The sequence below is a fragment of the Sphingomonas plantiphila genome (assembly GCF_046000505.1).
Classification (GTDB): Bacteria; Pseudomonadota; Alphaproteobacteria; order Sphingomonadales; family Sphingomonadaceae; genus Sphingomonas; species Sphingomonas plantiphila.
Genome location: NZ_JBELQC010000001.1, coordinates 1,648,729 through 1,669,311, shown reverse-complemented (window position 1 = coordinate 1,669,311; position 20,583 = coordinate 1,648,729). Strand labels below are relative to the sequence as shown.

12 protein-coding genes are annotated in these 20,583 nt (G+C 67.0%); 5 read left to right on the top strand and 7 right to left on the bottom strand.

Features of this window, described 5'->3' with window-relative positions:
- Window positions 1–68: 68 nt before the first annotated feature.
- From ABS767_RS07850 to dacB, 3 genes are all read left to right on the top strand, one after another.
- Window positions 69–2,156 (top strand): RelA/SpoT family protein, encoded by a 2,088-nt coding sequence (locus tag ABS767_RS07850; protein WP_408077791.1) that lies wholly within the window; start codon window positions 69–71, stop codon window positions 2,154–2,156.
- Between the two features lie 67 nt (window positions 2,157–2,223).
- On the top strand, window positions 2,224–3,300 hold the full coding sequence (locus tag ABS767_RS07845; RefSeq protein WP_408077790.1) for a glycosyltransferase family 2 protein: 1,077 nt from the start codon (window positions 2,224–2,226) through the stop codon (window positions 3,298–3,300).
- Entirely contained in the window at window positions 3,297–4,730 is a 1,434-nt protein-coding gene (gene dacB, locus ABS767_RS07840) for a D-alanyl-D-alanine carboxypeptidase/D-alanyl-D-alanine endopeptidase (protein ID WP_408077789.1), read from the top strand. The genes ABS767_RS07845 and dacB overlap by 4 nt, the downstream gene beginning before the upstream one ends.
- 55 nt (window positions 4,731–4,785) lie before the next feature.
- Here dacB and ABS767_RS07835 read toward each other — a convergent pair whose 3' ends face one another.
- The gene (locus tag ABS767_RS07835) at window positions 4,786–5,517 is read right to left on the bottom strand and encodes a class I SAM-dependent methyltransferase (protein ID WP_408077788.1); all 732 of its coding nucleotides are present in this window, start codon (window positions 5,515–5,517) and stop codon (window positions 4,786–4,788) included.
- A 3-nt stretch (window positions 5,518–5,520) separates the two neighbouring features.
- Entirely contained in the window at window positions 5,521–5,901 is a 381-nt protein-coding gene (locus ABS767_RS07830; RefSeq protein ID WP_408078671.1) for a GtrA family protein, read from the bottom strand.
- Window positions 5,902–6,008: 107 nt separating this feature from the next.
- Here ABS767_RS07830 and ABS767_RS07825 point away from each other — a divergent pair, with 107 nt between their 5' ends.
- A complete protein-coding gene (locus ABS767_RS07825) occupies window positions 6,009–7,811 on the top strand; it encodes an AcrB/AcrD/AcrF family protein (RefSeq protein ID WP_408077787.1) in 1,803 nt (600 codons plus the stop codon).
- Here the strand turns inward: ABS767_RS07825 and ABS767_RS07820 are convergent, their stop codons facing one another.
- Complete coding sequence (locus tag ABS767_RS07820; RefSeq protein WP_408077786.1) at window positions 7,812–9,287, bottom strand: flavin-containing monooxygenase; 1,476 nt, start codon at window positions 9,285–9,287, stop codon at window positions 7,812–7,814.
- 293 nt (window positions 9,288–9,580) lie between these two features.
- Between ABS767_RS07820 and ABS767_RS07815 the strand changes: the two genes are divergently transcribed.
- Window positions 9,581–11,374 carry a glycoside hydrolase family 127 protein gene (locus ABS767_RS07815; protein WP_408078670.1) on the top strand — a complete coding sequence of 598 codons (1,794 nt, stop codon included), beginning with the start codon at window positions 9,581–9,583 and terminating at the stop codon, window positions 11,372–11,374.
- Window positions 11,375–11,419: 45 nt separating this feature from the next.
- Here ABS767_RS07815 and ABS767_RS07810 read toward each other — a convergent pair whose 3' ends face one another.
- From ABS767_RS07810 to ABS767_RS07795, 4 genes are all read right to left on the bottom strand, one after another.
- Complete coding sequence (locus tag ABS767_RS07810; protein WP_408077785.1) at window positions 11,420–15,634, bottom strand: translocation/assembly module TamB domain-containing protein; 4,215 nt, start codon at window positions 15,632–15,634, stop codon at window positions 11,420–11,422.
- Window positions 15,634–17,838: an autotransporter assembly complex protein TamA gene (locus ABS767_RS07805; protein ID WP_408077784.1), complete on the bottom strand. Its 2,205-nt coding sequence runs from the start codon at window positions 17,836–17,838 to the stop codon at window positions 15,634–15,636. Before ABS767_RS07805 ends, ABS767_RS07810 begins: the two co-directional genes overlap by 1 nt.
- A gap of 76 nt (window positions 17,839–17,914) precedes the next feature.
- Window positions 17,915–20,011 (bottom strand): malate synthase G, encoded by a 2,097-nt coding sequence (locus tag ABS767_RS07800; RefSeq protein ID WP_408077783.1) that lies wholly within the window; start codon window positions 20,009–20,011, stop codon window positions 17,915–17,917.
- 86 nt (window positions 20,012–20,097) lie between these two features.
- Window positions 20,098–20,550, bottom strand: a complete 453-nt coding sequence (locus ABS767_RS07795; RefSeq protein ID WP_408077782.1) for a MarR family winged helix-turn-helix transcriptional regulator — start codon at window positions 20,548–20,550, stop codon at window positions 20,098–20,100.
- Between the last annotated feature and the right edge of the window lie 33 nt (window positions 20,551–20,583).

The following is a 20,583-nucleotide window of genomic DNA, read 5'->3' as shown; positions in this document are numbered from 1 at the left end:
CACGGCCGGTGCCCGTATTCGCTTGAATCCTGTTGCAAAGCAGCACCGGCCGCCCCCATCTTCAATCCGTGCTGCGTCAATATGAATTAGTCGACCGGGTCCTGTCCTACGACCCCGAAGCCGATGAGGCGCTGCTCAATCGCGCTTATGTGTTCTCGATGCATGCGCATGGCAGTCAGAAGCGCGCGAGCGGCGACCCCTATTTCAGCCACCCGATCGAGGTGGCGGGCATCCTCACCGACCTCCATCTCGACGACGAGACGATCGCCACCGCGATCCTCCACGACACGATCGAGGACACGGTCGCCACGCCCGACGAGATTCTAGCGAAATTCGGCCCGAGCGTCGCGCGGCTGGTCGACGGCGTGACCAAGCTCAGCAAGATCGAGGCCCAGACCGAAAGCGAGCGCGCGGCGGAAAATCTGCGCAAATTCCTACTCGCCATGTCGGACGACATTCGCGTGCTGCTGGTCAAGCTTGCCGACCGGCTGCACAATATGCGGACGCTCCATCACATCTCGAATCCCGACAAGCGCCGCCGCATCGCGCGCGAAACGATGGACATCTACGCCCCGCTCGCCGAGCGGATCGGCATGTACGAGTTCATGAAGGAGATGCAGACGCTCGCCTTCCAGCAACTCGAACCCGAAGCCTATGAATCGATCACCCGGCGGCTGGAAGCGCTGAAGGTCGAGGGCGAGGATCGCATCGCCAAGATCGGCTCCGGCCTCAAGCTGTTGCTGTCGCGCGGCGGGCTCGAGGTCGAGGTGTCGGGGCGCGAGAAACACCCCTATTCGATCTGGAAGAAGATGTCGGAGCGCCACGTCAGCTTCGAGCAGCTCAGTGACATCATGGCATTCCGCGCCACCGTCGGCACCGAAGAGGAATGCTATCGCGCGCTCGGCATCATCCACCGCCGCTGGCCGATGGTGCCCGGGCGGTTCAAGGACTATATCTCCACCCCCAAGCGCAACGGCTATCGCTCGCTGCACACCAGCATCATGCACGCCGGCGACACGCGCGTCGAGATCCAGATCCGCACGCGCGAGATGCACGCGCAGGCGGAGCACGGACTCGCGGCGCACTGGGCGTACAAGCAGGATGCGGTGCGCCCCGACACGCAGGTGAGCTGGATCCGCGACCTCGTCGACATCCTCGAACAGGCCGAAAGCCCCGAGGAGCTGCTCGAGCACACCAAGATGGCGATGTATCAGGATCGCATCTTCGCCTTCACGCCGAAGGGTGAGTTGATCCAGCTGCCCAAGGGCGCGACCCCGATCGACTTCGCCTATGCCGTCCACACCGATCTTGGCGATCAGGCGGTGGGCGCGAAGATCAACGGCCGCGTCGTCCCGCTGCGCACCGAAATCGCCCAGGGCGATCAGGTTGCGATCCTGCGCTCCAAGGCACAGCGGCCGCAGGAAAACTGGCTGAACTTCGCGATTACGGGCAAGGCGCGCGCCGCGATCCGGCGCCATCTGCGCCACAAGGAGCGCGACGAGACCATCGCACTGGGCCGCAACCTCTACGACGAGATCGTCACCCGCCTGCCGGTGCCGATCGGCGAGGAAGCGCTCGGCGCCGCGCTCACCCGGCTCAAGCTCGACGATGCCGACGCGCTGATGGAAGCGATCGCGCGCCAGAAGCTGACCGACGCACAGGTGATGGAAGCGCTGATGCCGGGCTCCACGCAGGACGAGGCGAATATCCAGCCGGTCCAGCGCGCACCGATCTCGATCAAGGGTCTGACCCCGGGTGTCGCCTTCACGCTGGCAAGCTGCTGCCGGCCCGTGCCGGGCGACCGTATCGTCGGCGTCCGGAAACCCGGCGCGCCGATCGAAATTCACCAGATCAGCTGTCCGAAGCTGGACGCGGTCGAGGATCAGGACTGGATCGATATCGGCTGGGGCGACCGCGCCGAGGGCGGCACCGCACGCATCGCCGTGACGTTGAAGAACGAGCCCGGCGCGCTGGGCGCGATCGCGACGATCATCGGGCAGCACAAGGCGAATATCCTCAACATCCGCTTCGACACGCGCGACACCACATTCCACACCAACCTGATCGATCTCGAAGTGCGCGACGCGGCGCATCTCATGAAGCTGATGGCCGGCCTGCGCGCCGCCGACGCGGTGAGTTCGGTCGAGCGCGTCTGAGCGCACCTGCGAACCAACCCGCAAATCCCGCATGACGAGGGCCGCGCGGCGCGCTAGACCGCGCTTCATGCAACGTCCCAAGCTCTCGGTCGTCGTACCGTGTTACAATGAGGAAGGCTGTCTCGAGCTGCTGCACGGGCGGGTATCCGCCGCCGCGCGCGAAGCGGTGGGCAGCGATTACGAGATCGTGCTCGTCAATGACGGCTCCCGCGACGGCAGCTGGGCGGTGATGCAGCGGCTCGCCGCCGCCGATCCGCGGCTGGTGGCGATCAACCTGTCGCGCAACCACGGGCATCAGCTCGCGCTGACCGCCGGGCTCGATCTGTGCGCGGGCGAGGAGATCCTGATCATCGATGCGGATCTTCAGGACCCGCCCGAACTGCTCACCGACATGCGCGCGACGATGCGCGAACAGGGCGCAGACGTCGTCTATGCCGTGCGCCGCAAGCGCGACGGCGAGACGTTTTTCAAGAAGGTCACCGCCGCCTTCTTCTACCGCATGCTCGATCGGATCACCGACACGCCGATCCCGCTCGACACCGGCGATTTCCGCTTGATGAGCCGCCGCGCGCTCGACGCGTTCCTGTCGCTGCCCGAACAGGCGCGCTTCATCCGCGGGATGGTCGCCTGGGTCGGCTTCCGCCAGGTCCCGTTCGTCTACGACCGGCACGAGCGGCACGCGGGCGAGAGCAAATATCCGCTCGCCAAGATGATCCGCTTCGCGCTCGACGCAGTAACCGGCTTTTCGACCGCGCCGTTGCGCTTCGCCAGCCATGTCGGGCTCGCCCTGACCGGGCTGTCGGTGCTGCTGTTCCTCTACATCGTGATCGGCTGGCTGCTCGGCAACGCGGTGCAGGGCTGGACCTCGACGATGCTCGTGGTGGTGTTTCTCGGCGCGGTACAGATGTTCGTGCTCGGCATGATCGGCGAGTATCTTGGCCGCCTCTATGTCGAATCGAAACGGCGGCCGCTTTATCTGGTCGCGGACGTAGCCGGGCCGGTGAAGGGCCATGCCTCGCTCGGCTATCGCTATCTCGATTCGGGCGAAGTGACGGTGGCGCCGTTCGCACCGCCGCGCGCCGAAACCGAAGCAACGTCGGCCAAGCCCGCGCGGCGCAAGTCCGAGCCGCCTACCCTGCTGTGAAGCGCGTCTTCGCCCTCGCCGCGCTCGCGCTGGCCACACCGCTGGCGGCGCAGGACGCGCCGACGCTCGACGCGCGGGTGGCGGCGGAATTGGGCAAGGCCGCGACCGGCACCCGCTTCGGACTAGTCGTCGCCGACGCGCAGGGGCGCGAGATCGTCGCGGTCAATGCTGACCAGCGCTTCATCCCGGCATCCAATACCAAGATCGTGACCACGGCCGCCGCGTGGTCGGCAATGCCGGGGATCGGCAACCACGATGACACCGGCGGCGCGGCAGTGCGCGTCGACGGCCGGGACCTGATCCTGACCGGTCGCGGGGACGCCCGGCTGTCGAGCGCGCCGGACTGCGTGACCAATTGCCTTGCCCAGCTCGCCAATGCGATCGCTGCGGGCATCCGCCGCGTCCACAATGTGACCGGTGACGCGACGCTGTTCCCCGACGAACGCTGGAGTTCGGGGATGAGCTGGAACAACATCCCGACCCGCTCTGGCACCGCGATCTCGGCGCTCAGCCTCGACGACAACGAACTCAACGTCACCGTCACCGCGGGCAAGCCCGGCGAACCGCCGCGCTTCGACCATCTCGGCTATGTGACGATCGACAATCGCGCGCTGACGGTTACAGGCGGCAAGACCGACCTCAATTACGATCGCCTGCCGTTTGAGCGCACCGTGCGGGTCACAGGCACGATCGCCGCCGATGCCTCGCCGCAAACGCTGCGCTTCGGCATCGACGATCCCGCGCACTATGCCGCCTGGCGGCTGGCCGCGATGCTGCGCGAACGCGGCGTGAAGGTGAGCGGGACGGTGACTTCGCGCTATCGCGCACCCGATCTGTCGGACGATCCGGCCCGACGCGACACACCGCCGCCGCGTGCACCCGAGCCAGTGTGGCTCGCCGCCCTAACCCCACCGCCGCTGGCCGACGATGTTCGCACGATCAACAAGGTCAGCCAGAACCTGCATGCCGAGCTGCTGCTCCGCCGGACGGGTCTGGTCGACGGCAGCGGCTCCGTCGCCGACGGGCAGGCACGCGTCGAGGCGATGTTCGCGGCTGCCGGCGTACCGCGCACCGCCTTCGACTTTTCCGACGGGTCCGGCATGTCGACCTACAACCGCATCGCCCCGCGCGGGATGGTGACGCTGCTGCGCTGGATCGCCGTCCAGCCCTGGGGCACGGCATGGCGCGAAACGCTGCCCGTCGGCGGAACTGACGGCACGCTCGCGCGGCGCTTCAAGGGAACCACCCTCGAAGGCCGGATCTTCGCCAAGACCGGCTCGCTCAACGCCACCAGCGCACTGGCCGGCTATATGCTGGGCAAAAGCGGCAAGATGCTGACCTTCGCCGTCTATGCCAACGACATCCCCTCGGGATCGTCGGGAACGCCGATGATGGACGCAGCCTTGGTGGCGATCGCCGAAGCGAACTGACGGGACCGCACGGCCGGCGCTAGCGCGACGGCGCCTCAGCGTCGCCGGACCCGCGCTATCCCTTGGGCTGCGCCAGCACGATGATCGACAGGCCGGGCGGCATCGGCACGCGCCCAAGCAGATGCCGCTCAAGCCCGAAAATCTTCTCGAACGCCCAGTTCAACGGCTTCATCGGCGGCGAATCGTCGCTGTCGTCCTTGCCGGTCAGCTTGCCCGCCACGCGCGCCGCCACCGCCGCCGGGAACAGCAGCGAGTTGAACCAGCGCAGCTTGCGCCACTTCAGCCCCGCACTCTCCAGCGCAGCGGTCAGCGTCGCCTTGGAATAGCGGCGCTTGTGATGGTTCACCACGTCGTGCGCGCTCCACATCCACTGGTGCGCGGGCACGGTGATCAGGATCGTCCCGCCCGGCTTCAGCCGTTTCGCCATGCCCGCCAGCGCCGCGACGTCGTCCTCGACATGCTCGACCACGTCGAGCACGGCGATCAGGTCGTACTGCCCCTCGGCCACGCCGCTCAGGTCCGGCAACGGCGCGGTGCCGACCTCCCGGCCCAGCCGCTTGCTCGCCACGTCGCGCGCCGCCGCATCGATCTCGATCGCGTCCACCGTGCCGAACGCGCCCAGCATCGGCAGGTTGTGCCCGGTGCCGCAGCCGATCTCGAGAATGCGCGCTCCCTTGGGCGGCTTGGCATAGCGCGCGATATAATCGGCCAGGATGTCGCGGCGCGCCACATACCACCAATGGGTGGAATCATGCTCGGCCATGCGGTCGTAAACGATGCGGTCCATGGCCTATCCAAACACCCATTGGCGGTTGAGCGCAAACGTCGCGAGCGGGGTCACGGTCACGATCGGGACCAGCGGCACCCATTCGGGATAGTGCAGCAGGTCGGCGAGCACCCAGGTGAACAGCGCGTTGAGCAGCAGGCCAAAGCCCTGGACGATCAGGAATTTGAGGTGCTGGCGCCCGCTATTGTCGCGCGTCCCGTGCCCCTTGAAGCTCCACGCGCTGTGCAGAAAGAAGCCACAGGTCACCGCGACCGCAAAGGCGAACGGCACCGCCGCCACGGCAAGGTCGGGGAACACCCACCAGACCAGCGGCAGATAGACGGCCGAGTAGATCACGGTCGAAATGCCACCCGCGATGCCGAAGCGGACGAGCTGACCGAGCATCCCGCTCCGCCGCATGTGTTCGAACCGATGGATGAATGCCGTCACGCCTGCCTTGCCCTGAAGCCGGGCGCCGCCGTAATGCGCAAGCTGCGGAAGGGGAAGCGATTTTGAGTTCCAAGCGATTCGCGGGGTTCGACCTCGGCCATGAGATCACCGCGCGCTGGATCCGCTGGACGCTGCTCGCCTGGGCGGTGATCGCCGGATGGTATCTGTGGCAGCGCTGGGGCTATATCAACGCGCTGGCGCTGGGCGACACCGACGACAATATGCGCCTGATGCAGGTGCGCGGGCTGCTCGACGGACAGGGCTGGTACGACCTGCGGCAATATCGGCTCAATCCGCCCGCTGGCCTCGACATCCACTGGTCGCGCCTCGTCGACCTCCCGATCGCGGCACTGATCCTGCTGTTCAAGCCGTTCGTCGGGACGCCGATGGCCGAACGACTGGCGGTCGGCATCGCCCCGCTGTTCCCGCTCGCGGTCGCGATGCTGGCGATGGGCGCGGCCGCACGGAGGCTGATCGCACCGACGGCATGGCCGCTGTCGATCATCATCCTGATGGGCTGCACCGCGACCATGGCCCAGTACGTCCCGCTGCGCATCGATCATCATGGCTGGCAGCTCGCCTTCCTCGCGCTGACCGTCATGGGCCTCGCCGATCCGCGCCGGACGCGCGGTGGCCTGACCATCGGGCTTGCCAGCGCCGCATCGCTGACCATCGGACTCGAGCTGCTGCCCTTCTGCGCAATGGCGGGTGCGATCGTCGCGTTGCGCTGGGTGTGGGATCGTGACGAGGCCGCACGGCTGCGCGCCTATGGCCTGGCGCTGGCGGGCGGAAGCAGCGCGGGGTTCGTGCTGTTCGCGTCCAACGCCAATTACGCGATGCGCTGCGATGCGCTGACGCCGGTCTGGCTGTCGGTGATGGTCGTGGCGGGCGCGCTGCTGTTCGTTCTTACCCTGCTCAACCCCGCCAGCCGCCTGGTCCGGCTGGGCCTCGCCGCTGCCGCGGGCGGCATCGTGCTGGGCGGCTTTGCCGGGCTGTTTCCGCAATGCCTGCAGCGACCGGAGGGCGTTTCGGACGAGCTGGCCGAAACCTGGCTCAACAACGTCCGCGAAGCGCGGCCGATCTACAAGCAAACCTTCGCGCTCGCCTTCCCCATCGCGGTGCTGCCGGTGATCGGCATCGTCGGGGCGGGCGTCGCGGCGTTACGAACGAAGTCGCCCGATCGGCTGGTCGCATGGGTCGCGATCGGGCTGTTCACCCTGTTCGCCGGAGCGATGCTGTTGTGGCAGGTCCGCGCCGGGCCTGCGGCACAGCTGCTCGCGGCGCCGGGTGCCACCTATCTCGCCTGGATCGTCGTGCCGTGGTTCCTCAACCATAAATGGATGCCGGTGCGGATCCTCGGCTCGGTTGCCGCCTTCCTGCTCGTTTCCGGCCTGTTCGCCGGGTTCGTCGTCAAATGGGTCAAGATCGATCCGCCAAGCAAAATGCGCGCCGCGGTAGGCACTGCCAACACACGCTGCGCCAGCGCATCGGCGATGCGCATGCTCGACCGGACGTTGCCCCCCTCGACCCTGTTCACCCATGTCGACCTGGGTCCGCGGCTGATCGTGATGACGCATCACAAGGGCATTGCCGGTCCCTATCACCGTAACGAGCGGGCCATTCTCGACGTCCACCATGCCTTTACCGGCAAGCCCGCTGCGTTCCGCGACATCGCCCGGCGCTATGGCGCGCGGTATCTGCTGGTGTGCCCCAATATGGCGGAGACCACGGTGTATCGCGCGCGCGAGCCCGACGGCTTCTACGGCCAGCTCGCCCGACGCGACGTGCCCGACTGGCTGGAGCCCGTCGCGCTGCCCAAGAAGGCGCCCTATCGGCTCTGGCGTATCCGCTACGACCGGCCCTGATCAGGCCGGCTCGCGCACCCGCGCGGGTTCGGGATTGGAAAATTCCATTCCTGCGTCGATCCCGCCGAATTTGAGGTCGATCAGGTCGAGCGTATAATTCTGGTGGACGCGCCACGGTCGCTTGTCGCCCTGCTTCGGAAAGCGGTCGATCGCGCGCTGGACATAGCCCGAGGTGAAGGTCAGGAAATCCTCCTGCGTCACATCCGCGCCGACGCGGGGCGTGACTTGGCGCATGCCGCGCTTCTTCATCGCGTTGAGCAGGCGGCAGACATAGGCACAGGTCAGGTCGGACTTCAGCGTCCAGCTGGCATTGGTATAGCCGAAGGATGAGGCGAGGTTCGGGATGTCCGAATACATCATCGCCTTGTACCCCAGCGACCGCGCCGGATCGACGCGCGCGCCGTCGACCGTGAAGGGGATGCCCCCCATCAGCTGCATGTCGAGCCCCGTCGCGGTCACGATGATGTCGGCGGGCAGCAGGTCGCCGGACTTTAGGCGGATGCCATCGGTCTCGAACCGCTCGATATGGTCGGTCACTACCGACGCGCTGCCATCGCGGATCGCTGCGAACAGATCGGCGTCGGGAACCAGGCAGATACGCTGGTCCCACGGATTGTATCTCGGCGTGAAATGCGTCGCGACGTCGTAATCGGGACCGAGTTCGTCGCGCACCATCTGGACGAGCCGCGCCTTGGTCTTGTCCGGCTTGCGGCGTGCGATGCGGTAGAAGAATTGCCCGAGCGCGATATTCTTGGTCCGCGTCAGACGATAGGCGATGCCCGCGGGCAGCTTGCGCCTCAGCCAGTTGGCGATGCCATCCTCGCTCGGCCGCGCGACGATATAGGTGGGCGAGCGCTGCAACATGGTCACATGAGCCGCCGACTTCGCCATCTCGGGGACCAGTGTCACCGCCGTCGCGCCCGATCCGATGACGACGACGCGCTTGCCGGCATAGTCCAGCCCGTTGGGCCAGTGCTGCGGATGGACGATCGTGCCCGCGAAATCCTCGCGCCCCTCGAACTGCGGCAGGTAGCCCGCCTCGTAATTGTAATAGCCCGAGCACATGAAGAGGAAGTTGCAGGTGAATTCCACCCGCTCCCGCTCCGCCCCCCGCTCGACGGTGACGGTCCAGCGCGCATCCGGGGTCGACCAGCTGGCGGCGACGACGCGGTGCTGATGCCGGATATGGCGGTCGATGCCGTACTCGCGCGCGGTTTCGTCGAGATAGCGCAGGATCGTCGGCCCGTCGGCGATCGCCTTCGCCTCGGTCCACGGTTTGAAGCTGTAGCCCAGCGTATACATGTCGCTGTCGGAGCGGATACCGGGATAGCGGAACAGGTCCCAGGTCCCACCCAGACGCTCGCGCCCCTCGAGGATGACATAGGAGCGGTCGGGACAATCGCGCTGCAGGAAATACCCCGCGCCGATCCCGGAAATGCCGGCGCCTACCACCACCACGTCGAAATGCTCGGCCATCGCGCTCTCCCGAAGAGGATGCTTACATGGGTGTAAGTTAAGCGCAATGCATTTGCCACGGGCGAATGCGCTTCGCATTGACCGGCGCGCCATATACACGGAGTAATAGACTGCCACCCTTGCTTCGGATCGCCGCCATGACGACATCAGATTGCTGCGCAAACCATTCGCGGCGCCGTTTCATCGCCGGTGCGGCCAATGTGAGCGCCGCCGTCGGACTGAGCGGACCCGTTCTGGCAGCCCCTGTGCAACAGGGTGCCAGGGTCGCCGCGACGAAGCTCGAGCCGTTCGACATGGCCGATGTGGCGCTGAGCGAAGGCCCCTTTCTGCATGCGCAGCGCATGACCGAGCGCTATCTGCTCGCGCTCAAGCCAGACCGCATGCTCCACAATTTCCGCGTCAATGCGGGCCTGAAGCCAAAGGCGGCGGTCTACGGCGGCTGGGAGTCGGTCTCCACCTGGGAAGACATCAACTGCCACGGCCATACGCTCGGGCATTATCTGTCCGGGTGCGCGCTCGCCTATCGGTCCGGCGGCGACACGCGGTTCAAACGGCGCATCGACTATGTGGCGAACGAACTGGCGCAATGCCAGAAGGCTGCGAAGTCAGGCCTGGTCTGCGCCTTTCCCAAGGGCGCTTCGCTGGTCGCGGCGCATCTGCGCGGTGAGCCGATCACCGGCGTTCCGTGGTACACGCTGCACAAAATCTATGCCGGGCTCCGTGACGCGGCGCTGCTCGCCGACAGCACGACCGCGCGCGAGGTGTTGTTGCGCCTGGCGGACTGGGGTGTCGTCGCCACCCGTCCGCTGTCGGACGCCGAATTCGAGACGATGCTCGCCACCGAACATGGCGGCATGAACGAGATTTACGCCGATCTCTATTTCATGACCGGCAAGGACGCGTATCGCACCCTGTCGCAGCGCTTTTCGCACAAGGCGATCCTCGAGCCGCTGGCACAGGAGCGCGATCATCTCGACGGCCTGCACGCGAATACGCAGGTGCCCAAGATCGTCGGCTTCCAACGCGTCTTCGAAGCGACCGGCGAAGCCAGATATAACCAGGCGGCCGCCTTCTTCTGGCGCACGGTTGCGCGCACCCGGTCCTTCGCCACCGGCGGCCATGGCGACAACGAGCATTTCTTCCCGACGGCCGAATTCGAAGAGCATGTCTTTTCGGCCAAGGCATCCGAGACGTGCTGCCAGCACAATATGCTCAAGCTCGCCCGCGCGCTGTTCCTGCACGATCCGCAGGCCGAATATGCCGATTATTATGAGCGCACGCTCTACAACGGGATTCTCGCTTCGCAGGATCCGGACAGCGGCATGGCGACCTATTTCCAGGGCGCCCGCCCCGGATATATGAAGCTGTACCATACGCCGGAAGACAGCTTCTGGTGCTGCACCGGCACCGGCATGGAAAACCATGTGAAGTACCGGGATTCGATCTACTTCCACGACGCCGCGTCGCTGTACGTCAACCTGTTCCTTCCCTCCTCCGTGACTTGGAAGGACAAGGGGGCGAAGCTTACGCAGACCACCCGTTTCCCCGATGCGGCGTCGACCATGCTGACCTGGACGCTCGAAACGCCGGTCGCGATCGCGTTGAAGCTTCGCCATCCGCGCTGGAGCCGGACCGCGACGGTGCGGATCAACGGGACGGAAACGGTGCGATCTTCCACGCCCGGCAGCTTCATCGCGGTCGAGCGGACCTGGCGCACCGGCGACCGGGTGGAGCTCGAGCTGCAGATGGAGGTCGCTGCGGAACGCATCCCGGCCGCGCCCGATATCGTGGCCTTTACCTACGGCCCGCTCGTGCTCGCCGGAGCGCTTGGCCGCGATGGGCTTCAGCCGGGTGCCGACATCGTCGTCAACGAGCGGAAATATGGCGAGTATAACGACGCGCCGTTCACCCCGCCCGTGCTCGCGGGCGACCCCGCAGCGATCGCCGGACAGGTGCGCCCGACGGGGGCGCCGCTGGAGTTCACGATCCAGTCGACCGATCGCGCGCCCGTGCGGCTGATCCCGTACCATCGCATCGCGCATGAACGATACGCCACCTATTGGAAGGTACGGCCGGCGGCTGCCTGATCCCGCGCTAGGCCACGCACCGCTGCCTGGGCCGGCCGGGCCGGCTCAATAATCCTTCGAATATTTGAGCCCCGCGCGCGACCCTCCGAACGATCCGGTCGCCGACAACAGGCTCAGCGCACGCGTCAGCGCGATTTCGAGCTGCACTGCGGTGAAGCCGCGGGCATCGGTGATGATCTCCACATAGATGTCGTCGGTGAGATACTGGCCCGCCGCGAGCGCCATGCCGCGTCCGGTGGTATCGTCCTCGCCCAGAATGCGCAGCCGGTCGATGCCCGCCGCCGACCGCAGCTGGCCGAGCGGATTGAGTCCCCCGCCCGATCCGCGCAGCGAATTGAGCGCGGCGGCAAGCTGGATCGCCTCGGTGGCGCTGAGATCGGTCACGGTGCTGCCGAACAACAGCCGCGCCAGCACCTCGTCCTGCGGCAGCGTGGGGGTGGAGGTGAAGGCGATCCGCGGCACCTGGCCCGTACCGGTGATGTTGATGATCGCCGTCACGCCCTCCGCCGTCGTGCTGGCAGCGATGTTGATCGTCGGATCGGCGAGCGGCCCGCCCTCGAAGCTGACGATGCCGCGCGTCAGCTCGAACCGCCGGCTGGCGAAGCTGTAGGTACCGCGTACCACGCGCGCCTCGCCGGTCACCACCGGGGCGGCGGACGTGCCGGTCACCTGCATCCGTGCGCTCCATTCGGATTCGAGGCCCATGCCCGAAACGAACAGCCGGTTATCGGCGACGATGCTGACGTTGAGGCGGAAGATGCCCGCCGGCTTGACCCGCGTCGGGCGCTTGCCGTCGGCGGTCAGCTCGCTCTTGCGATAGACCCCGGTTAGCTCGGGCACCTCGGCCGCACCTTGGCGGATGATCTGATAGCGCGCCTCGGGAATGATGATGCGCCCCTCGATCAACCCGCCATCCAGGCCGTTGGTGATGCGCAGCTGCCCCGTCGCGGTGGCGCCGAGCGCGTTGCTGCGCGCCAGACGGGCATTGCGGAAGCGGACGGTGAGGTCGAGCGGGAAGCCCTGGTCGGCGGACAGGCCGATCGTCCCGGCGCCGGAAAGCCGCCCGTTGCCCGCGACAGCGGCGAGCTCGGTGATTTCGAGCGTGTCGTTGTCGAACCGTCCGTTGACGGTCATCTGCGACAGGCGGGTGCCCCAGGTCTCGTTCTCATAGACGAGCTTTTCGCCGCGTAGCTGGCCGGTCAGTTGCGGCGCGCGTACCTGCCCCGAAAAATCGGCAGCGACCGCGATCGGGCCCGACACGCTCTGGTCCGCGAACCCCGCCATCGAGAAGAGCACCGCCGAAGGGCCGTTATAGCGAATACCGCCGGAGAGCGGCGCGGCGAGCAGGCGGGTGGTCCAGCTTCCCGCGCCCGGGCCGAGCGGCTGTAGGGTAGCGACCATGCGCCCGATGGTCGTGTCGCCACGCTTGATCAGCGCGCGCGCATCGCCGCCATCGGGAAGCAGGCGGCCGACAAAGGCGATGTCGACCGGGGACGATACCCCGCCCAGGCTGGAGCGGGTGAAGTCGTCCACGTTCAGGCGTGCGATCGCCTGAGGGAAGGTGGCGTCGCTCGCCTGGCTGAAATCGAGTGCGCCGGTCACGGTGCCGCCAAGCCCGGCGGTTCGCGACACGGCGTTGGCGATCGACAGGTCGAGCTTGTCGAGGCGGGCCTGGATCTTCATCCCGTCCCCCCAGCTCCCGGCAAGGCGCATGCTGCCCTTATCGAAGTCGATCCGCGCGGGCGAGAGGGTATAGGTCGATCCGCTGATCGCGATGCGCGCGGGCTGCGCCGTCTTGAACCCGATATTGTTCGCGCGCCCGTTCAGCGCGACGCGCCACAGGTCGGGCTGAAACTGCGCATTGGCAGCGACGCGGAACGGCACGCCCGACGACCCTTCGGCCAGTGCCTGCGCACTGCCCTTGCCGCCGCGATAGTCGATCTTCGCCCGCGCGCGGGTCAGCGTGAACGTGCCGCTGCGCAGATTGGCGATCTGGGCCTCGCCGGTGATCGCGGGGGCATCGTCGTACAGGATTGCCGTGCCGTTGATGATCGCGCGCCCGATCGTCAGTTCCATGTCGCCGGGGATGGCGGCGTTGTTCGCGGTCGCGCGCAGCACTGCCTGCTGATATTTGCCCGCTGCCGACAGATCGACCGCGCCATTGACCCCCGATCCGGCGAAGGTCAGGTCGCCGTCGAACGGTCCCGCAGCGGTCTCGACCAGCGATCCCTTGATGTCCGTCCCGGCAAAGCGCGCATTGCGGACATCGATCGCGAGCTGCTGTCCGGTGCGGACGAGGACGTCGGCGGTGAAGGGGCCATAGCTGGTGTCGCCTTTCGCATCCACGGCATAGGCGACACCGTCGCCGCGAACGCGCGCCTCGAGATTGGCCAGGCCGACGCCAAGGCCGGGGCGCGGCGCGCGCAGGTTGACGATCGGCTTGGCCATGCTGCCGGATACGCGCGCGAAGATCGGACCATAGGCATTGGACCAGGCATCGGCGGTGAGCGCGAGCGGCCCGGCAGGGTCATAGCGGCCCGACCCGCGGATTACGCGGAACTTGGGCGCCGCGACCTTGAGATCGCTGAAGCGGATGATGCCGTCCGGCCCGAAATCGAGCGAGACGCGCGCGATCGCATTGCCGCCGAGGAAGTTGCGCACGCCGTCGCTGAACAGCCGCGTGCTGCGCCCGACGATCCGACCCTTGATCCCCCAGCCGCCATTGGCAGCAGCGTAGAGATCGGCGTCGGTCTCGACATTGACGATGCCGATGCCGTCGATCGTATAGTCGTTGACCCGGCCCTTCAGTCCGGCGGTGTAGCGGCCGGTGCCCATGTCCGCCGCCACGATCGCCGTCGCATCGATCCGGTCGGATCGGATGCGCAGATTCTCCGACAGGATCTGGTCGCCGGTGATGGCGAGATCGCCGTTGATCGTGACGTTGGTGAGCAGGCCGCCCGCAGCGACATTCAGGCCCGATACCCGAGCCGCCTTCGCCTTGAGCGGGATCAGGATACGGTCGGCGTTCACCGTCGCCAGCCCCTCGGCATAGAGCCGCTCGACCACCGTTTCGCCGAAGCCGAGCGCCGCCGCTTGCAGTTTGTAGTCGACCGTCGGCGTTGCGAACGGCCCGTTGAGCGCGACGGCACCGATCACCGACCGGCCGTTGAGATTCGGCGCGATGGCCCCGGGCGTAAGCAGCATCGCTTCGACCCGGAACTGGTCGAAGCGGCTCTGGCCGAGGTCGATCGTCCCCGTGGTCGCAAGCGCCATCGCCTTCGACCGCAGCCGCAGCCGCGTATCCGCACGGCGCTCGTCGAGCTTGGCATCGAGCGCGACCTGAAGCCCCCCTTCGGCCAGTCGCGCGACGGGTCCTTCGAGATAGAGGCCCGGCTGGGTCGTGCCGCGCACTTCGATTGCGCCGTCCCGCGCGGCGATCCGCAGATCGGCGAATTGCTCCGCGCCGAGCGTACTGATCGCACGGCCGCGCCAGTTGGACCAGCTACCGGCACCGCGCAGCTGAAGTGCAAGTGGCGCCTTCAACTGCGCAAGCCCGGCAACGAGGCCGCCGACCGGCGCATTGAGGTCTGCGCGCAGGTCGAGCTTGTCCTGATCCGGCACCGCGTCGAGCACCAGCGCGAGCCGGTCGCCCCCACCCGCGCCGAGCGTGCGGCCGTTCACGATCACCCGGGCACGCTGATCCGCGATCGCGACCTCGCCGGTCAGCGTCGCGACATGGCGCTGCCCTGCAACGGGCGCTTCCAGCACGAGCCTGTCGATCGCTAACCGCCCGACATCGATATCGAGGTCCGGCAGCATCGGAGCGTTGGGGTCGCCCGGCGTGAGCTCTGGCAGCCGTGCGACGCGCACCAGCGGGCTGGTGGCCGAGCGAATATCGACATGGTTTCTGGCGAAGGCGAACGGGCGCCAGTCCAAGGCGATGCGTGGCGAAGTGGCGAACACGCCCTTGGGGTCGCTGACCCGCACGTCGCGCAATACCATCGCGCCGTAGATCGATCCCTCGATCCGACCGACCTTGACGTTGAGGCCCGATGCGGTGGTGAATCCCGCCAGCCGGTCCGCAACGAAGCGATGACCGACGCCGGTGTCGAGCACCACGACCGCCGCCACGAGCAGCGCGACGAGGCTGCCCAGGGCGACCGCCGTCCATTTTGCGACGCGTTGCCACATCGGTCGCCGGTCGATCACGACCGTCTGCGTGCCGGCTTCGGTTTCGGGCTGTGGCGTGTCTTCGGCCATCAGAATGCCTGCCCGATCGAGATGTAGAGCGCGACGCGCGATTCGCCCGGCTTCTTCGCGATCGGCGTCGCGACGTCGACGCGGAGCGGGCCGAAATTGGTGTAGAAGCGGCCGCCAATGCCTGCGCCGAACCGGATGCGGCTCAGTTGCGGCGTCGACTCTTCATAGACCTGCCCCGCATCGACGAACGGCACGATCCCGAAATTGCCGAAGCGATAGCGGGCCTCGATCGCGAATTCGTTGAAGCTGCGTCCGCCGATCGGCTTGCCGTCGGGCGCGCGTGGGCCGAGTTCCTGATAGCCGAACCCGCGTACCGATCCGCCGCCGCCCGCATAATAGCGCCGCGATGGGGCGAGATCGTTGCGCTCGATCCCCTGGATCGTTCCGAAGCGGGCGCGTCCGGCAACGACGATGCTGTCGGTCACGGGGTAATAGGCCGTTCCCTCGACCATCGCACGGGCATAGGGCCGCGCGGCACCGCGCACCGATGTCTCGGGGCTGACATTCAGCTTCACCCGCCAGCCGCGCGTCGGATTGAGCAGGTCGTCCGACTGGTCCCACCCCGCGAACAGCGGCAGCGCGGCGATGAAATAGGTACCGCGCTCGCGCACGCCCTTGCTCAGGTCGAAGCGGTCTTCGCTCGTCCCGACTAGTTCGACGCCATAGGCATAGGTCAGCTTCTTCTGCCAGATCGGGGTCGAATCATACGATACGCGCGCGGCGAGCGTGCCGGTCAGACCGGTGAACGCCTCGAGGTCCGAACGCAGCGCCGAAGCGATGATCTGGAAGGTCTTGTCGCGTCGACCGGCATTGGAGCGGCGGAAGGTTGCCGATGCACCCTGCTCCTGCGTACCCGCGACACCCGTCAGGATCAGCGCGCCTTCGGGCGGAAAAAGGTTGCGGTGCGTCCAGCTTACCTCGGCACGCAGCCCCTGGCCGGTGCTGTACCCCGCTTCGGCGGCAAGCGTGCGCGCCGGGCCCTTGCTCTGCCGGACCAGCAGGTCGACGGCTTCGGTTCCATCGGCGGCGACTTCGCCGGTCTTCACCGGCTCGACCGAAACGGTCGAGAACAGGCTGGTCGCGATCAGCGCGTCGCGCAGATCGTCGACCTTGCGGCTGTCATACAGGTCGGTGCGATCAAAGCGGGTCAGGACGTCGATATGATCGGGCGTGAAGACGGCGTCGCCTTCGGTACGGATGCCGCCGAAGCGCGCGCGCGGCCCGATCGTGACGGGCAGCGTATAGTCGCCGGTGCGCGTGGTCTCGTCGAGCAGGATATCGCGCTGCCCCACCTGCGCGAAGGGATAGCCGTTCTGCGGGAGCGCCACGCTGATCGCCGCCTCGGCCGCCTGCACGCGCACCGCGTCGATCGGCTCGCCGGTCCTCAGCTTGAAATTGTCCGCGATCAGATTGGGCGGCACGGTCGGGTCCGCGTCGATCCGGATCGCGCCGAGCTTGTAAAGCGGCCCGGGCACCGCCGCCACGGTCGCGGTGACCGGTCGGTCACCCTGCGGCGTCTGGTCGATCGTCGAAATCGCCGTCGCGTCGTAATAGCCGAGCGACTTCATCAGCCGCACCGCCAGCCCTTCGTCCTCGCGGGCGCGGGCGCCGATGATCGCGGCATTGGCGGCGACTCCGTCGCCATCCTCGAGCGCGGAGAGGTCGCGGAACCGGTCCTCCAGCCCGACTTCATCGAGCCCGGTGACCCGCGTGGCGTAGCGGATCTCGACCGCGGCCTCGTCGTTCACGGCCGCAACCTCGGCGATCGGGGTCGTGTCGAACGCGCTCAGCGGCGTCAGCGGTGCGGCGATCTCGGCTTCGGCTCCGGTCGCATCGAACGGCGGCGCGTCCTCGATCGGCTCTACGGGAGCCACCGGCTCGATCGGCTCCACCGGTTCGGCGGGGGTCTGCGCCGGAGGCGTCATCGTCTCCAGCGGAGCATCCATGTCGTCCGACAATTGCGGCAGCGCTTCGGAAAACTCCGCGTCCGGCACGATCGGCTTCTCGTCCTGGCCCTCCGCCTGCCGTTCGGCTTCGCGCTTGAGGGTATCGGGCTCGTCGGCGGGCGCACCCTGCCCCGGCTTGCCCGCAGCCCCCTGAATCTGGGCGCCCGCAACCTGCGGAACCAGCGCGCTGCTCGCCAGCAGCAGAATCAGCAACCTCACGCCCGGAATACCCCTGACCTCCCAATGGGATCGCGCCATTTCTGAGGACAGCACATACCCCGACCGCTAGCGCAACGTGCCAGCGCGCGGAAGGTTCAATGCGACGCGATTTGGATCATTCGCGCGCCTTGGCAAGGGCACGGAATGCGTGCAGCAGCGGCTCGGTATAGCCGCTCGGCTGGCTCACGCCTTCGAACACGAGTGCGCGCGCCGCCTGTAGCGCAAGGCTGTCGGGATCGCCGGCCATCGGGCGATACAGCGGGTCGCCCGAATTCTGCGCATCGACCTTGGCCGCCATGCGCGCGAACGCCGCATCGACATCCGCCGCCGTGGCGACGCCGTGGAGCAGCCAGTTCGCGATATGCTGCGACGAGATGCGCAGCGTCGCACGATCCTCCATCAGGCCGATATCGTGAATATCGGGCACCTTGGAGCAGCCGACCCCCTGGTCGATCCAGCGCACCACATAGCCGAGAATGCCCTGGGCATTGTTGTCGAGTTCGCGGGAGACCTCCTCCGGCGACCAGTTTCGCCCGTGAGCGACCGGAATCGTCAGCAGGTCGGGCAATGCGGGCACCGCCTCGGTCGCGATTTCCCGCTGCCGTGTGAACACATCGACCTTGTGATAGTGCATCGCATGCAGCGTCGCGGCGGTCGGCGACGGCACCCAGGCGGTGTTCGCGCCGCTCAGCGGATGCCCGATCTTCTGGTCCATCATGTCGGCCATGCGATCGGGCGCGGCCCACATGCCCTTGCCGATCTGCGCCCTCCCCGACAGGCCATGGCGCAGGCCGATACGGACATTGCGGTCCTCATACGCCTTGATCCACTTGGCTGCCTTCATCTCCGCCTTGGGAATCATCGGTCCGGCGCGCATCGATGTGTGAATTTCATCCCCGGTGCGGTCGAGGAAGCCGGTATTGATGAATGCGATCCGATTGCGCACCGCATGGATGCACGCGGCAAGGTTTACGCTCGTGCGCCGCTCCTCGTCCATCACCCCGACCTTGATCGTATACCGGTCAAGCCCCAGCAGATCCTCGACCGCGTCGAACAGGTCGTTGGTGAAGGCGCACTCGTCCGGCCCATGCATCTTGGGCTTGACGATATAGACGCTGCCGGCGCGGCTGTTGCGAAAGCGGCCCAGTCCCTTGAGGTCGTGCAGCGCGATCGTGCTCGTCACGATCGCATCGAGAATGCCCTCGGGCGCCTCAGCCCCGTCGATCCGGACCGCCGGATTGGTCATCAGATGCCCGACATTACGGACAAACAACAGGCTGCGTCCCGGCAAAGTCAGGTCGCTGGCATTCGGACGCTGATAAACCCGGTCGTGGGCGAGTTCGCGCGTCATGGCACGCCCGCCCTTGTCGAACGTCTCGGTCAGGTCGCCGCGCATCAGGCCCAGCCAGTTGGCATAGGCGGCGACCTTGTCTTCCGCGTCCACCGCCGCAATCGAATCCTCCAGGTCGACGATGGTGGTCAGCGCGGCTTCCATCATCACGTCGGCAATTCCCGCCGGATCGGTCGCGCCGATCGGGTGGGTGCGATCGACCACCACTTCGATATGCAGGCCGTTGTGCGCGAACAGCATCGACTCGCCACGCGTCCCGACGAACTGCCCCGGGTCCGCGAGCGGCAGGTCGCCGCCCGTGAAGTCGGCCCAGCGCATCCCGCTCAACGGCACTGCGGTGTCGAGAAATGCCTTCGCCGCCGCGATCACCTGCGCGCCGCGTTCGGCGTCATAGCCGCCGGGCTTGGCCGAACCGGGCAGCGCGTCGGTGCCGTAGAGCGCGTCGTACAGGCTGCCCCAGCGCGCATTGGCGGCATTGAGCACGAAGCGTGCATTAAGCGCAGGAACGACGAGCTGCGGCCCCGCCATCGTCGCGATTTCCGCGTCGACATCGCGGGTGCCGATCGCGAAAGCGCCGGGCTCGGGCACGAGATAGCCGATCTCGCGCAGGAACGCCTCCTGAGCCGCCGGATCCGCAGCGCGGGAAGGGTCCGCCGCACTCCAGGCATCGATCGCGGCCTGACGCTCTTCGCGCTTCGCCAGTAGCTCGCGATTGCGCGGGGTGAAGCGCGCGAAGATGTCGGCTGCGCCATCCCACCAGTCGCCCGCGGCGATGCCCAGCGGCGGCAGCACCTGCTCCTCCACGAACCGCACGAGCGGCGTGGCGACGGTGAGGCCGGCGCGGGTCTGGGTGGCGGTCATGGAATCCTCCTGGCTAGCAACTGCGACTGCCCTGGGGAGGGATGGGTCGATTAGGCGAGGAAGGGCTAGCGGATCAAGCCCGCGGTTCAGAATCCCGGCGAAATCGCCGCCGCCGCCGCCTCGACCCGTTCGAGCATCTTGCGCAGCTGTTCCTGTTCCGCATCGGACAGGCTGGCGAAGATACGCCGCTCGAACTCCAGCGCCTGCGGCGCGATCTGGCGGTAGAGCGCCCATCCTTCCGCGCTGAGGTCGAGCAGGTGCGAGCGCTGATCGTCCGGATTCGGCGTGCGCGTGATCAGCCCGCGCTCATGAAGCGAGATCGCCGCCCGGCTGACGGTCACCTTGTCCATCTGCGTGCGGCCGCACAGCGCCTGCTGGCTCATCGATCCGAATTCGGCGAGCACCGTCACCAATCGCCATTCGGGTATCCGCAGCCCGAACCGGGCGTGATAGGCATTGGCGATCGTCCCCGATACGCGATTGGAGGCGACCGAGAGCCGATAGGGCAGAAACGCATCGAGCTTGAGTGTTGCTGTCATAGGACAGTGATGGCGCGAACGCGCTCGTGTTGC